Annotated in this window: 11 protein-coding genes; 6 read left to right on the forward strand and 5 right to left on the reverse strand. The window is 61.9% G+C overall.

Features of this window, described 5'->3' with window-relative positions; translation table 11 throughout:
- The first annotated feature begins 142 nt into the window (after positions 1-142).
- The 3 genes from LNV09_RS05430 to LNV09_RS05440 all read left to right on the forward strand — a co-directional run bounded on the left by LNV09_RS05430 (position 143) and on the right by LNV09_RS05440 (position 3,541).
- Positions 143-2,437, forward strand: coding sequence for an NADP-dependent malic enzyme (locus LNV09_RS05430; protein ID WP_263556064.1), 2,295 nt, complete (start codon positions 143-145; stop codon positions 2,435-2,437).
- A 331-nt stretch (positions 2,438-2,768) separates the two neighbouring features.
- Positions 2,769-3,098, forward strand: a complete 330-nt coding sequence (locus tag LNV09_RS05435) for a guanyl-specific ribonuclease (RefSeq protein ID WP_411969229.1) — start codon at positions 2,769-2,771, stop codon at positions 3,096-3,098.
- Between the two features lie 47 nt (positions 3,099-3,145).
- The gene (locus LNV09_RS05440) at positions 3,146-3,541 is read left to right on the forward strand and encodes a barstar family protein (RefSeq protein ID WP_263534897.1); all 396 of its coding nucleotides are present in this window, start codon (positions 3,146-3,148) and stop codon (positions 3,539-3,541) included.
- A 234-nt stretch (positions 3,542-3,775) separates the two neighbouring features.
- On the opposite strand, the gene rsmA is transcribed toward LNV09_RS05440, so the two are convergent.
- Genes rsmA through LNV09_RS05455 form a run of 3 tightly spaced genes read right to left on the reverse strand, consistent with a single transcriptional unit; the run spans position 3,776 to position 8,302 of the window.
- Positions 3,776-4,546, reverse strand: coding sequence for a 16S rRNA (adenine(1518)-N(6)/adenine(1519)-N(6))-dimethyltransferase RsmA (gene rsmA / locus LNV09_RS05445; protein WP_263556065.1), 771 nt, complete (start codon positions 4,544-4,546; stop codon positions 3,776-3,778).
- A gap of 2 nt (positions 4,547-4,548) precedes the next feature.
- Positions 4,549-5,871: a peptidylprolyl isomerase gene (locus tag LNV09_RS05450; RefSeq protein ID WP_263556066.1), complete on the reverse strand. Its 1,323-nt coding sequence runs from the start codon at positions 5,869-5,871 to the stop codon at positions 4,549-4,551.
- Between the two features lies 1 nt (position 5,872).
- On the reverse strand, positions 5,873-8,302 hold the full coding sequence (locus tag LNV09_RS05455; RefSeq protein ID WP_263556067.1) for an LPS-assembly protein LptD: 2,430 nt from the start codon (positions 8,300-8,302) through the stop codon (positions 5,873-5,875).
- Positions 8,303-8,440: 138 nt separating this feature from the next.
- On the opposite strand from LNV09_RS05455, the gene LNV09_RS05460 reads away from it, so the two are divergent.
- Positions 8,441-9,499 carry an aminoglycoside phosphotransferase family protein gene (locus LNV09_RS05460; RefSeq protein ID WP_263556068.1) on the forward strand — a complete coding sequence of 353 codons (1,059 nt, stop codon included), beginning with the start codon at positions 8,441-8,443 and terminating at the stop codon, positions 9,497-9,499.
- Between the two features lie 12 nt (positions 9,500-9,511).
- On the opposite strand, the gene LNV09_RS05465 is transcribed toward LNV09_RS05460, so the two are convergent.
- Together LNV09_RS05465 and LNV09_RS05470 are read right to left on the reverse strand one after the other, a co-directional pair.
- Complete coding sequence (locus tag LNV09_RS05465) at positions 9,512-10,987, reverse strand: M20 family metallopeptidase (RefSeq protein ID WP_263556069.1); 1,476 nt, start codon at positions 10,985-10,987, stop codon at positions 9,512-9,514.
- A 52-nt stretch (positions 10,988-11,039) separates the two neighbouring features.
- Complete coding sequence (locus tag LNV09_RS05470; RefSeq protein ID WP_263556070.1) at positions 11,040-11,906, reverse strand: alpha/beta hydrolase; 867 nt, start codon at positions 11,904-11,906, stop codon at positions 11,040-11,042.
- Between the two features lie 162 nt (positions 11,907-12,068).
- Here LNV09_RS05470 and LNV09_RS05475 point away from each other — a divergent pair, with 162 nt between their 5' ends.
- Both LNV09_RS05475 and LNV09_RS05480 read left to right on the forward strand, forming a co-directional pair.
- On the forward strand, positions 12,069-13,397 hold the full coding sequence (locus LNV09_RS05475; RefSeq protein ID WP_263556071.1) for a hypothetical protein: 1,329 nt from the start codon (positions 12,069-12,071) through the stop codon (positions 13,395-13,397).
- Positions 13,397-15,211: an MORN repeat-containing protein gene (locus LNV09_RS05480; RefSeq protein WP_263556072.1), complete on the forward strand. Its 1,815-nt coding sequence runs from the start codon at positions 13,397-13,399 to the stop codon at positions 15,209-15,211. The genes LNV09_RS05475 and LNV09_RS05480 overlap by 1 nt, the downstream gene beginning before the upstream one ends.
- The last annotated feature ends 12 nt before the right edge of the window (positions 15,212-15,223 follow it).

Raw genomic sequence — 15,223 nt, forward strand, 5'->3', positions numbered from 1 at the left:
GCATTTCCGCGTATAGCCCCGCCTTCGCCAAGGGCTGACACTTGCAGTCAGCGTAAAAGTGTCACTATGCGCACTCCTACAATCAAATGGCTCACTAGTCGAGCAAAGCAAGACTTCACCGGCCTGCCAAGAGAAATAGCCCATGCCCACGTCCGAACAGAAGAACGCCCAGTTTCGCCAAGCAGCGCTTGAGTATCACGAGTTCCCGACGCCGGGCAAGATCGCGATCGCAGCCACCAAGCAACTGGTCAATCAGCGCGACTTGGCGCTGGCCTATTCGCCCGGCGTGGCCGCCGCTTGTGAGGAGATCGTCGCCGACCCGGCGAATGCTTTCCGCTACACCTCGCGTGGCAATCTGGTCGCCGTGGTGACAAACGGCACAGCAGTCTTGGGCCTGGGCGACATCGGCCCGCTGGCTTCCAAGCCGGTGATGGAGGGCAAGGGCGTGCTGTTCAAGAAGTTCGCCGGCATTGATGTGTTCGACCTGGAAATTCAGGAGCGCGACCTCGACAAGCTGGTCGATATCATCGCCTCGCTGGAGCCGACCTTTGGCGGCATAAATCTGGAAGACATCAAGGCGCCGGACTGCTTCTACGTCGAGCGCAAGCTGCGCGAGCGGATGAAGATCCCGGTCTTCCATGATGACCAGCATGGCACGGCCATCGTCGTCGGCGCGGCCTTTTTGAATGGCCTGAAGGTGCTGGGCAAGGACATCAAACAGGTCAAGCTGGTGACTTCGGGCGCCGGTGCAGCTGCGCTGGCCTGCTTAGGGCTGCTGGTCAAACTCGGTCTGCCCAAAGAAAACATCTGGGTCACCGACCTGGCAGGCGTCGTTTACGAAGGCCGGGTCGAGTTGATGGACCCGGACAAGGCCGGTTTTGCGCAGAAGACCGATTTGCGCAGCCTCAGCCAAGCGATTGAAGGCGCAGACATCTTCCTCGGCCTGTCGGCCGGCGGCGTGATGAAACCAGAAATGGTGGCCAAGATGGCCGAGCGGCCCATGATCTTCGCGCTGGCCAATCCGACGCCGGAGATCACGCCCGAGGAAGTCAAGGCGGTGCGCAGCGACGTCATCATGGCCACAGGCCGCACCGATTACCCGAATCAGGTCAACAACGTCCTGTGCTTCCCCTATATCTTCCGCGGCGCCTTGGACTGCGGCGCGACGACCATCACCGATGAAATGGAGATTGCTGCCGTTCACGCGATCGCTGAGTTGGCGCAGGCCGAGCAGAGCGAAGTCGTGGCGGCTGCCTATGCCGGCGTGAATCTGAGCTTTGGGCCAGAGTACCTGATCCCCAAGCCCTTCGATCCGCGCTTGATGATGAAGATTGCCCCAGCGGTAGCTCTTGCTGCCGTTGCTGCGGGCGTGGCCCAGCGCCCCATCAAGGACATGGACGCTTACCGCGAAAAGCTGCAGAGCTTTGTCTACGCGTCGGGCACGACGATGAAGCCGATCTTCAACGTCGCCAAGCGCGCCAAGAACAAGCGAGTGGCCTATGCCGAGGGTGAAGAAGAGCGCGTGCTGCGCGCGGTGCAAGTGGTGATCGACGAAGGCTTGGCCAGGCCAACCCTGATCGGGCGCCCTGCGGTCATTGCCGAGCGCTGTGAGCGCTTCGGTCTGCGCCTGCAAGAGGGCCGCGACTATGACATCGTCAACGTCGAAGAAGACCACCGCTACCGCGACTATTGGCAGACCTATCACCGCATGACGGACCGCAAGGGCGTGACGGCGCAACTGGCCAAGATCGAGATGCGCCGCCGCTTGACGCTGATCGGCTGCATGATGCTGCACAAGGACGAGGTGGACGGCATGCTGTGCGGCACTTGGAGCAACACGGCCATGCATTTGCACTACATCGACCAGGTGATCGGTAAGCGCCCGGGCGTCAAGAACTTTGCTTGCATGAACGGCCTGATCCTGCCGGGCCGCCAAGTGATGCTGGTGGACACCCATGTCAACTACGACCCGACAGCCGAGCAATTGGCCGAAATCACCGTCATGGCGGCGGAAGAAATGATGCGTTTTGGCCTGCGGCCCAAAGCGGCATTGCTCTCGCACAGCAATTTCGGCTCCAGCAACCAGCCCTCGGCGCTGAAGATGCGCGAAGCGCTGGGCCTGATTCGCAATGCCGCGCCTTGGCTGGAAGTGGACGGCGAAATGCACGGTGACACCGCGCTCGACGCCGACTATCGCAAGGAGCTGATGCCCCACAGCACGCTGAGCGGCGAGGCCAATCTGCTGGTGCTGCCAAACATTGATGCGGCCAATATTTCCTACAACTTGCTCAAGACCGCAGCAGGCGGCGGCATTGCGATCGGACCAGTGCTGCTCGGCGCCGCCAAGCCAGTGCATGTGCTAACGCCATCGGCTACCGTACGCCGCATCGTCAATATGACGGCGCTGACGGTTGCCGACGCCAACGCCGCACGCTAACAAACGCAAGATTCAGCACCGCTTGATGCACCGAAATAGTGCGTCATTCGGGCCTTCGTAGCGACTTTTTACAAATGTTTGTGAGGGCTTACCGTGCCTATATTGCGGCAACAAACCCCAGCAAAACGGACTTATACCAGCATGTGTGCGCTCACAAACTAAAGAATAATATCGACCCTGAGACTGGCGAAGCGCTTGAGCTTTTCAAGCGATTTAGTTACCATTGTGTTTTCAGGAACAGGGTTAACCCGTGTCTTTGCTCTCTCGACCACATTCGTGGTCCGCTTGGCGAAAATCAGTCCTAGCCGCTTTTTTGCTGGCAACGGTCGCGATCAACGTTCAAGTGCAGGCCAAAGAAACGCTTGCCTCGCTGGATGTAGTCGCCTTGCCGGCACTGCCTCGTGAAGCGCAGAAAACGCATCAACTGATCTTGACCGGAGGGCCATTCCCTTACGAGAAAGACGGCATCGTATTCGGCAATCGCGAACGCATCTTGCCTAAATATCCAAGAGGCTACTACCACGAGTACACCGTCCCAACGCCGGGCGCCCGCAATCGCGGCGCAAGACGCTTGGTGTGCGGCGGCAAGCCCCCGAGCACTCCTGATGTTTGCTATTACACCGGCGACCATTACTCAACGTTCAAACGCGTTGTGCAGTGAATCGAAGGTGATGAAAAGTTCTGAGACTATATAGGAGGATTGTGACCATGCTTTTGCAGACCGTCCGTCCCAATATCGTGCAGGCCATTCGGGCCTACCGCGTAGAGGACTTGATGCACGCCGCACAGGATGCTGGACAGCATTTCTTGTACGCCAATCTGACCGAGGCGCAGTCCAAGCAGGATGTGCTGGAGGGGATCGCGCAAGCGTTTCTTTTCCCGGCCCATTTCGGCAAGAACCTCGACGCCTTGCATGATTGCATGACCGATCTGGTGCACAAGTCCGGCGCGCAGCCTGGATTCGTTGTCGTGCTGGAGCAGCTGCCCGATAACGCCAAATTTGATCGTGAAGTGCGCGAGCAATTACTTGATGTATTCCGAGAGGCGGCCGACTACTGGGCCGACCGCAAGGTTCAGTTCAGGTGCTTCTATTCTTTTCAGTAGCCCGCTCACAAGACAACGCGTCTTGGGAGCGGGCTACCGAAGAAGCCGCAGCTGCCCCGGTCAAGCCGGCAGCAAAGAATTCCAAAGCAGCAGCCAATGCAAACTTTGGAATGAATATGCCGATGATGAGCAGCGCTTTCGACACAGCCATGTGGTTGAGCGCAGCCTAAGCGGCTCATTCAAAACAAAAGGGATCCTGCGGGATCCCTTTTTTTCGCCCGAATGGTTTGAACTTCAGCCTGCTTCGGCCAGCGCCTGGGCCAAGGCGACGAACTCCGCCACCGGCACTTCTTCCGCACGGCGCTGCAAATCAAATTGCCCGCCAAAACCACGTGTGGTCAGCCAAACACCCAGGCTGTGGCGCAGCAGCTTGCGGCGCTGCGAAAACGCGACCGCCACCATCTCACCGAACAACTTGCGATCCAGCTCGGGCGGCTTGGCATAGGGCTGCATACGCACGATCGCCGATTCGACCCGTGGCGGCGGATCGAACGCGCTTGGCGGCACATCCAGAACGGACTCGATCGCATAGCGCCACTGCAACATCACCGTCAGCCGCCCATAGTCCTTGCAGCAAGGCGACGCGGCCATGCGGTCGACGACTTCCTTTTGCAACATGAAATGCTGATCAACCACATGCTCAACATAGCCCAGCAGATGAAAAAGGATCGGGCTGGAGATGTTGTAGGGCAGGTTGCCGACCACGCGCAAGCGCTGGCCCTTCTCGGCGGCGAGGGCCGCGAAATCAACCTTCAGCACGTCCGATTCAATCACTTCGAGCCCAGCGCGGGTGCGCAGTTTGGCAGCCAAGTCGCGGTCCAGTTCGATCACCGTCAAGGGCTTGATCCGGTCCAACAAGGGGATCGTCATTGCGCCCAAACCGGGCCCAATCTCGACCACGGTTTCGCCGCTTCGAGGGTCAATCGCATCAACAATCGACTGGATGATGTTGACGTCGGTCAGGAAATGCTGACCGAAGCGCTTGCGTGCAATGTGCTGCGCCATGCTCAGTCCAGCCACTCGCGCATTTCGACATAGGCTCGCGAGCGCAAATCCTTGACCCATTCGAGGTAGGCCTCCTCGTACTTGCCTTCGCGCAGCGCTGCTTTCGCCTGCTCACGCAAAGCCTTCATTTCGACCTCGACCAAACGCCGCTCCACCACCTGGATCAGGTGCACGCCAAAGCGCGAAGGCACGGGGTCGGAGATGCCGCCCAGCGGCAAGGCATTCATGGCCGCCTCAAACTCGGGAACGAAAGCACCGGGGCCCATCCAACCCAGATCGCCGCCTTCGGCAGCGCTACCGTCCTCGGAGTTTTCACGCGCCACTGCCTCGAAGCTGGTGTTGCCGCTGGCGATCGCGCGCTTGAACTCTGCCAGGCGGCGCGTCGCGACCTCGGCACTCAACTGCGCCGAAGGACGCAACAACACATGCCGAGCATGGGTCTGCGTCACCGTCGTCAGGGAACCGCCGCCCTGGCGCTCGACCACTTTCAGCACATGAAAACCGGCGCCCGAGCGCAGCAGTTGCGGGCTCAGTTCGCCACTCTTCAAACCAGCGACGGCTTGGACAAACAAATCCGGCAACCGGTCCGCCGGCCGCAGGCCAAACTCACCGCCGCGCTCCTTGGTCGCATCATCCGAAAACTCACGGGCCAGCTTGGCGAAATCGTCCCCTGCCTGAGCGCGTGCGAGCACCGCCTCAGCCCGAGCTTTTCGCTCGGCCACGACCGCTTCGGACGCACCATCCGGCAGCTTGATCAGAATATGCGCCAGATTCATTTGCCCGGTGCTGTTCGCCTGCTCCTTGCGCTGCTCCAAATAGGTGTCGATGTCGCCATCGGTAATCCGAATCCGCGCCTGCACCTCACGCTCACGCACCCGCTCGGTCATCATCTGATCGCGCAAGTTTTCCCTGAAGGTGCGGAAATCGGTTCCGTCTTGTTTCAGACGTTCCAGCAGTTGCGGCATCGTCAGCTTGTTCTGTGCCGCCACATTGCTGACCACACGGTCCAACTCGGGCTCATCGACCTTGCCGCTGGTTTCGCGTGCATGGGTGACCAAGACCCGGTCGTCGATCAAGGCATCCATGGCCTGCTTGTGCAGGGCGGCTGGGTCAGGCATGGACACGCCACGCCGCTTGGCCTCTTCGCGCAGCTGCATGGTTCTTTGCACCACCTCGCTGGCCGCCACCACGTCCTGGTTGACCACGGCGGCAATATAGTCGCCGGGCTTCAGGTCAATGGCGCGCTGCTGCGCCCAAGCCGCTGGACTCAGCGACAGGCCCATCAATAATGTTGCAACGAACAGGTTCAGGGATCGAATCGACATATCAGTCATAGGGAGCTTCAGGGCTTGCCGAGCGATCATTGCTCAGGCGTCGGTAACCGGGGATATTGTCCCTCAAGACCTTGAGCGCATTGGAACCGAGTTGGGACAGGCCCACCAGCTCCAATTGCAGCATCAAGCGTGTATTGGTTTCTGCGCGTCCGGTGGACAGGCGCTCGGCACCCACCCGGAACACCCAGCAACCGGCGTCGTATTCAAAACCGAGCACCGAATCGGTCAGCTTTCTGTCAAACATACTGTACTGAACGCGCCCAGCGCTGTACCAGGCACCGCCGCAGCCGGCGCTGTCGCGCTTGGCCGCAGCGTCTTGGCCATAGATCGGCCACTGCCATGCCAGTTCGACCTGCTCACTCTGCCCGCGCGTCAGCCGATAGGCCATGCTGACGGTGCGAAACGGCCCGGGAGAATAACGCGCCCGCATGATGGTACGCACCGGACGGCTCTCATTGGGATTGAACTGCACCGAGCCGTCGGTCCACCACTCCGGCCGCAGATGGGCCGAACCGAGCAGCAAGAGGTCGGAGAAGCGCTGGGTCACCGGCACGGCATCGGGCGTGACCAACTGGTCACGGAACAAGTAGCGCTGCATCAAACCCAAGCGCAAGAGCTCCGCACCTTGCGCATTGTCGACCCAGCGGCTGACCACGCCGGCCGTCAACTGATGGGCATCGGAGACCCGGTCAATGCCGGAAAACTGATTCGATGAATAGATCGAATCAAAGTTGAAATCTTTGGGTGCGGAGTCAAAGTTCGGGAACTCCTGCTGCGCCCGATAAGGCGTGTTGACGTAGAGCACGCGCGGCTCCAGGGTCTGCGTCAAGTCGCGCTCGTAAATACTGGTTTCGCGTTCAAACACCCAACCATGATCGACACTGAAGGTCGTGACCGTGCGGCCGATCGACTTGCGTCCGTCGACCTGAGCTTGGTCCAGCCCATATTGGGCGGCGTTCACCTCCAGCTTGGGAATCAACCACCAGGCAGCGCCTCCCATCGGCGCGCTGACATGCGCCAACATATGCGCACGTTGCCCGGTTTGAGTCTGTGTAGGCAAGGCGCTAGGCGGCAGGTCAAAACGGTTGTACTCAAGCTCGACCGAACCCTCCAGCCTGCTCTTGCGCCCCCAGGGCCGAAAACCCTCCATGACCGCATCATCGGCTGCCGAGGTCAGCCTCAGCCCGACCTGCGGCGAGCGCTGATAGGGTGACGCAAACTGGGATTGAGGATCCAGGCCCTGCAATACCTGCCAATGCTGCACCCGAACATAGGAATGCATCTCGCCCCAACTCATCTGGTGGCGCCGGTCGAACTGCAGATCCGTCGGCAATAGCCGTTCGGTCTGCGTTTGCAAACGCTGGGGCAAGTCTTTCCAATAGTCATCGTCCGAGACCCGCTCAGCGCCCAGCCGGTAACGCCAATCCCTTGCCAACTCCCCAGACTGGTCCAAGTTCACGGCCCAACGGGACTGACCCATCAAACGGTCATGCGGCAACAAGGCCAGCTTGGCGATGCCGGCATGTTGCGGCTCCAAATAGCGGAATTCACTGTCCAGGCCGAAGCCGCGACGCGTCATCACAAACGGGGTCAAGGTGGCATCACGCTGGGGCGCGATGTTCCAGTAATACGGCATGCCGAACTCGACACCGCTGCGCTTATCGATGCTGAAACTCGGCGGCAGCCAACCTGATTTACGCCCCAGCCCGAGCGGAAAACTCAGCTTCGGGGCGGGCAGAATTGGCACGCCATAAAAACGCAGCACACCGCCAGTGGCCACGCCCACATTGGCGTCGAAGTCGAGTTCCAGCTTTTGTGCGCTGAGTTCCCAAGGCAGAACCTGACCATCCTCACGCACCGGGCAGCTGCTGTAGGTACCGTCAATCACCAAGACATTGTTGGCGCCGGCAAATTTGACCCGCTCGGCATGCCCACGCCCGCCGGTCAGCGCGAGGAAATAACTCGGCGAAAGAAACTCACCCTCAAAACGGTTGACGTAGAGCTGCAACTCGGGGCCACTGAACACATTGCCGTCACGGTTGATTTCAACATTGCCGACCGCCCGCGCAAGATCTTCGACCTGCTGATAGTTCACCCTGTCCGCCTTGAGCAGGAGCTCGCCGGAACGCAGCTCGACCGCACCTTCCGCGCTCGAGTCCTGGTCCAAGCGCATGCTTAACCTCTCCGCGCCTATCACCAAAGCGGGTTTGCTGCCATGCTGACCCTTGCTGCCGGTTGAGCGCACCGGCTTCAGGCGCAGCGCTTCGCTGGCGGGGGCAGCAGATGAGGGAGGAGGCAGGTCTTGCGCCCGAGCGCCCGCCGCCAGCAACAAGGCCGACGCGCACAAGCACAGCAAGCTCAGCCGGGGCCAGCAGCGCGAGGTCGACTCGGCAACAGTTACAAGAGGGGCGAATCGAGCCAAGGCGGTGGGCAAAGACGTTGACAATGGGAGAGGCAAAGGGCGGCGCCAGATCAATGACGCGCCGTTTGTAAAATCCATTATCCATGAGGCCACAAAAAGCCCCGCCCCCGATTCCCTCCAATGCCTAGCGGCCCGCCCATGAATTCGATCGTTTGGCCCAATAAAGTTCGCGAGCAGCACTTTCAGACCTGGCTGCAAACCCTGCAGGCAGCGCACGCCCTGCTGCCGGATAGCCTGCAAATGGCCAGCGCCGACGCGAGCACGCGGCGCTATTTGCGCATCACTGGGCTTGGCGGAGCCAGCTTCATCGTGATGGACGCGCCGCCCGAGAGCAACGACGTGCGCCCTTTCATCGCCATCGCCAGGCATATGGCCCTAGACTGCGGCCTGCTTGTGCCGGAAATCATCGCCGCCGACGAAGCCCTGGGCTTTGTGCTGCTCAGCGATTTGGGGGACTTGACCTATCTGAAAGCGCTTCAATCTGCCAGCCCGGTCGAGGCCGACCGCCTGATGCGCGCCGCCACCCAAACCCTGCTGCAGTGGCAACTCAAGGGCGACGCCGCCCGCCTGCCGGCCTTTGACGAGAGCTTTGTGCGCCGCGAGCTGCAAATCTTTGTCGACTGGTGTGTGCAGCGCGAATACGGTCGGCAGTGGAACGAAACGCAGCTGAAGTGGTGGGAGCACAGTTGCAAAGTGCTGGTGAGCAATATGGCCGAGCAGGCTCAAATGCCCATGCACCGCGATTTCATGCCGCGCAACCTGATGGTTTGCACCGGTCAGGACGGTGAGCTACGGGTCGGCGTGCTGGATTTCCAAGACGCGGTGCGCGGACCCGTAGGCTACGACCTCGCCTCGCTGCTGCGAGACGCCTTCATCTCCTGGGACGAAGAGCAAGAACTTGACTGGGCGATCCGTTACTGGGAGCAGGCCCGCCGTGCGGGCTTGCCCGTCGACGCCGACTTTGGTGAGTTCTGGCGCCAAGTCGAATGGAGCGGCCTGCAGCGGCACCTGAAAATCCTTGGCCTGTTCTGCCGCCTCAAGCACCGCGACGGCAAACCCGCTTACGCCGAGGACCTGCCGCGCTTCTTTGCCTACGCGATCAAGGTCTCGACCCGCTATGTGCAGCTCTCGCCGCTGACGCATCTGCTGCAGGACCTGCAGGGCAGCATGGTCGAGACCAGCTTCACCCTGCGATAGTCTTGCTTCAACTCAGGGGTGGGCAGCCATCACCTGGGCGACTGCGGCCGTCAAGCGCTTGCCATAGGGCACATGCAGGAACTCGTTCGGGCCATGGGCATTGCTCTTCGGCCCCAAGACGCCGCAGACCATCATTTGCGCGGCCGGGAAGCCCTTTTGCAGCATGCTCATCAGCGGAATCGTGCCTCCCTGGCCGATATAGCCGACCGGCGCGCCGAAATGCGTCTCGCTGGCCTGATTCAGCGCCTGGCTGAGCCAAGGCGAGAGATCGGGCGTGTTCCAGCCGGTCGCACCGTAAGCACCGGCGCGGCCGTCGGGCACGAACGTAACCTTGGCGTTATACGGCGCGTTGTCTTCCAACAAAGCCTTCAAGCGCAGGGCAGCATCATTGCCGTCGACCAGGGGCGGCAGGCGTAGCGACAGCTTGAAGGCGGTGAAGGGGCGCAACACATTGCCCGCACTCTTCATCTCCGGGAAGCCGTCCACGCCGGTGACCGACAGCGTCGGCCGCCAGGTGCGGTTGAGCAAGACCTCGACCGGCTCGGCCGTCATTGGCAGCACCGGGCTACCATCGGCACCGCAGGCCCAGGGCAGGCGTTTGTAGACCTCATCCTTCAACAAGGCCGCCGTCGCCTTGGCCTGCTCCACCCGGTTGGCCGGGATGTCGCAGTGGAAACTCTCGGGCAATAAGCGGCCGGTCTTGGAATCCTCAAGGCGGTCAAGCACCTGCCGCAAAATCCGGAACGATGAAGGCACCACGCCGGAGCCGTCGCCGGAGTGGATGCCCTCGGTCAGCACCTCGACCTTCAGCACGCCACTGACCATGCCGCGCAGCGAAGTCGTTAGCCAGAGTTGCCCGTAGTCACCGGCACCGGAGTCCAGACAGACGACCAGCGACACTTGGCCGAGTCGCTCTTTCAGCACGTCGAGGTAGGCCGGCAGGTCATAGGAGCCCGATTCTTCGCAGGTTTCGATGATGCCGACGCAGCGCGGGCGCGGAATGCCTTGTTTGTCCAGCGCCATGATGGCCGTCAGCGAGGCGTAGACCGCGTAGCCATCATCGGCGCAGCCGCGGCCGTAGAGCTTGCCGTCCTCGTATTTGGGTGTCCAAGGGCCCAGATCGCTGCGCCAGCCACTGAATTCGGGTTGTTTGTCCAGGTGGCCGTACAGCACGATGGTGTCGCAGCTGTCCAGCTTGGTGGCCGGCACCTCAAAGAAAATGATCGGCGTGCGGCCTTCGAGGCGGATCACTTCGAGTTTGAGGCCGGCGACCTTCTTGCTCTCGACCCAGCTGGCGGCGTCGCGCAGCACTTTTTCGATATAGCCGTTGGCGGCCCAGTCGGCGTCGAACATCGGGCTCTTGGCCGGAATAGCGATGTACTGTGTCAATGCGGGGACGATCTCATCGTCCCAAACCTGCGCCGCAAAATCGGCGATGGCGGTGGCTTGATCGGGTTGCAAGGGCAAGGCGGGGTCGCGAGCATTCATGATGGGTTCCAGCTTATGGCGGGGGAACCCCATCTTAAAACACGGCTCGGGACTATCCAAAACGCTCCACCAGCCAGCTTTGCAAGCGAGCAAACACCTGCTCGCGTTCCGGCTCGTTGAATATCTCGTGAAACAGCCGCTCAAAGCACTGCGCCCTGCCCAAGCCTTGCGGTGCGTTCGCAGCGAACTCGGCCGCGCCGGTCGGCGCCACGCATTTGTCGCTGCCGGCCCACATCAACAGCGTAGGCACGACCCAATCGGCTGCATGTTGGCGCACCAACTCGCCGCCATCCACGATCGCCCGCGCCAAGGTCGGCGTGATGCGGTCATGCACCAGGGGGTCATCGATATAGGCTTTGACCACCGCCGCGTCGCGTGAAATCCACTTGGTCTTGAGCCCATTGCCGACCGCCAAATGCGGCGCCAGCGCCACACCGATGGCCAGTTGCAGGCGCTGGAAGCTCGACATGCCGGGGTCCAGCGCGGGCGAACTCAGCACCAGCGCGTCGATCGGGCGAAACCACATCGGCAATTGCCCGCCGCTGCTGGCTGCCAGGCCGCCGGCCACAAAACGCGCCGCCACCAAGCCACCCATGCTGTGCCCCAGCAGTATCAAGGGGCTGCGCCCCAGTTGGGGGTCGAGCCGCAACTCGTCGATCACCAAGGCGAGATCACGCAGCAAGGACTCACCATCGGTCACATCCCCGCGCGGGCCACCCGATGCGCCATGCCCGCGCTGGTCGAAGCCCACCACATGCCAGCCCCAGTTATTCAAGCGCGCTGCCACGGCCTCATAACGCCCAATATGCTCACCCAGACCGTGGACGATCAAGACGGTGCCTTGCGCCGGCTCCATGCCGGGCTTGCTCCATTGCCGCCAATGCAGCGGTACGCCATCGTCACATCTCAAAGTACGCATGCACGCAGTGTAGGTAGGCCGTGCCGCCTCGCGCCTCAGTGCTTGCCCGATCGGTAGAACTACGCAAACCCCGGCCATACAAATGCAAGCCAAGCGCCAAAGGCGGTTCGCCCGGCTCTACACTGCCGGGCGTAGCCTCGACCTCCCGCCCCAGAAGGCCCCATGAGATCACTTTTTACACTGCTGCTGCCTCTCTTGCTGGCCGCCTGCGCCGCACCCAAGTACACCGTCGATGATGGGCGTAAGGTTGATGAAAGCCTGCTGGCCAATATCCGTGCTTATGGCAGCGGCGAGCAAAGTCTGCGGCCCGCCATTGTGCGCAGCGCCACCTTGAAAGATCCCAAATGCGACCGCCAGTGGGAGCTGCCCTTTGCGGTCGCGACCAGCTATGGCTGGGCCGAAAACGACCGCGTCGCCTGGGTACGCGGGCTGAATGTCGACGAGCGTTTGACGGTGGTGGCCGCCGCACCCAATTCCACGCTCAATCCGGGTGACAAGCTGCTGGCCGTGGCGGGCAAGTCCGACAAGGACAGCGAGACCTTGCTGTCCTTGCTGGCCGACGCACGCGACGCCGGCAAGCCCTTTTTTGTCACCCTCAGCGGCGGCGCCAGCCGGGCGATCACGCCGTTTGAGGTCTGCCGGGGTTACGCCCGCCTGGCGCCCCCCAACACGCCCGAGGTGCAGGATTACCACTGGTTGCTGAGCATGCATTCGCTGGAACTGTCGAAAGCACAGCTCAGCGAAGATGAAGCACTGTGGGCGGTGCTTTGGACGCAGGGCCTGTCCGAAGAGGGCGGCGCGCGGATGAAGACCTATCACTACGGCACCAAGATCGTCGGCACGCTTTACAACTTGGCCACGCTGGCAACCGGCCTGCACGGCGCGGCCCTGGCGGCCGAGGCCGCCGTCAGCGCGGCCAAGGTGGCGGCTAAATCGGTCGCCTCCGAGATCGTCAAACAACAGCTGATCGAGCAAGGCAGGGCCTTGGCGGCGCAGCGAATTCGCGAAGGCCTGATCGATGCCGGCAAGGAGCTGAGCAAGCAGCAAGTGATGAACGGCCTGCAGGCGGCTGCCGCCAACCGCAGTTCGCTGTCCGGCGTGGCGTGGATCGCATCCACCGTGTTTGATCAAGCCGATCAATGGGCCTTCGAGCGCGCCGCGAAGCTCGGCGCTGACCCCTTGGCGGCCTTCAGTCTGCATCAGAAGTTACTTGAGCGCAGCCTCGCCGGCAATGCGTTTGCGCTTGACATCGAACGCCTGGAAGCGCTCAGCAAGCTGGCGCAGAACAAGGGGCTGGATGGGCAAGTTCAAGCGATTCTGCGCGGCTTCAAGGCGAGCGAATTGGCACTCGAAATCGGTGCCATGCCCTTGGCTTCGGCACCTACGACTTTTTCCTACGAGAGTGCCAGCGACCCCGGCAGCAGCCCCTTTGCGCGCGGCTTGATCGATGCCATGCTGGACATTCCGACCGAGTCAAGTGGACGCAAATGATGACGAAACGCAGCACGAAAGCCGGCCAGTTCGGGGCCATCGCCCTGTCCCTCAGCCTGTTCCTGAGCCCATGGTCCGGCTGGGCCCAAGTGGTCGCCGAAGCGCCAGACGCGGCGGCCTCCGCCCCAGAGAGCGCCGAGCCTGCCGCACCGGCGCCGGCCGCACCGACTTGCTCGGTGCTGACCCAACGCGCCATGTCTACCGAGCTGCGCGCCGCCACTGCGCTGAGCCAGAACAAGGGCATCGACGAGACCGCCAAGCTGTTTGACCGCGCGATTGCGCAATGGACCCTAGCCCTGGACGGCTGCGAAGGCCGGCCACGCGAGCGCGCTCAAAAGAACCTCAATGACAGCGAACGCCAGCGCGCGCTGCTGGCCGAGCGCCAAGCCGCCGGCTCTCAATGCGAGCTCTCGCACCGCGATGCCGCGTCCCTGCAGGAACTGGCCGCACGGGCCTTCGGCGAGCGCCGCTGGATGGACGCCGCCTCGCTCTACAGCAAGGCCGAGACCATGTGGGACTTGGCCGCCGAGCATTGCACTGGCGCGCAGCAGCAGATCGCCAGCAAAAAGCGCGAACAAGCCGAGATCGACGCACATAACTCGGAACACTGCGCACCCTTGTTCGAGCGTGCCCGCGAGTACACACAGAAGTTCAAAGCCGCTGCCGCCAGCTTGACCCCAACCGACAAACAGCAGCAGTCACAGACCTCGGAAACGCTCTGGCGCAAGGCCAATGCCGCCTGCAAGGGCAATGCGCAAGAGTTGGCCGGCAACAATGCCCAAGCGCTGGCACGCGAGCGCGGCACACCTTGGGTCGCGACGCAAGCGCCCGAGGCTGCACCAACGCCCTCGCCCACGCCCACGCCCCTTGTCCAAGCAGCTGCCGGCGCGAGCGCCAACAAGGCGCCCGCCAAACTGCCGGCAACATCAGCTTTGGCGGCGCCAACTCCCTCATCGAGCGCACCCGCGCCGATCCCTGCGCCCGCTACCGCTACCGCTACCGCTGCCGCTGCCGCGACCGCCAACCCGCTCAGTGCCGGCGTTGCAGCCGCCGTCGTGCTGACTGCGGTGGCCAGCAAATCAGCTGCTCAAGAGCTGGATGTGCTGACCGGTGACACCCGCTACAAAGGCTTGTTCACGCGCGAAGAGGGTCAGGTCGTGACAGGCAATGGCCGGGTCGAATGGGCCAATGGCGATGTCTATATCGGCGACTTGCTGCACAGCGTGCGCCACGGCAAGGGCGAGTTCATCTGGGCCAGCGGCCAGCGCTACAGCGGTGACTGGGTGCAAAACAAGGCCACCGGCAAGGGCAAGGTCTGGTTCATCAATGGCAACCAATTCGAAGGCACGTTGATAGACGGCAGCCCGGAAGGCGAAGGTCAGCTGCAATACGCCAGCGGTGATGTGTACAAGGGTCAGGTCAACCAGGGCCTGCCACATGGCCGGGGCAGCTTCCAATGGAAGGGTGGCCAGCAGTTCGAGGGCGACTGGGTGCGCGCCGTACCGCAGGGCAAGGGCGTGCTGCGCTTTGTCAACGGCAACCGCTACGAAGGCGATATCGTGGCCGGCCAACCGCAAGGCCAAGGCTTGATGCAACTCAGCTCGGGTGACCGCTATGAAGGCGCTTTTCTACAAGGTGATCCGCAGGGCCAGGGTAGCTACACCTGGAAAACGGGGGAGCGCTATGTGGGCGCCTGGGTCGCCGGGCGCAAGCATGGCACAGGCATTTTCTACTGGCCCAACGGCGACCGCTGGGAGGGCGAATTCAAGAACGACGAGCGCACCGAGTTCGGTGAGTTCACGCCCAAAGAATGAAGGAAGGAAAGC

Source organism: Paucibacter sp. B2R-40 (assembly GCF_025717555.1).
In the GTDB taxonomy this organism is placed as follows: Bacteria; Pseudomonadota; Gammaproteobacteria; order Burkholderiales; family Burkholderiaceae_C; genus Paucibacter_A.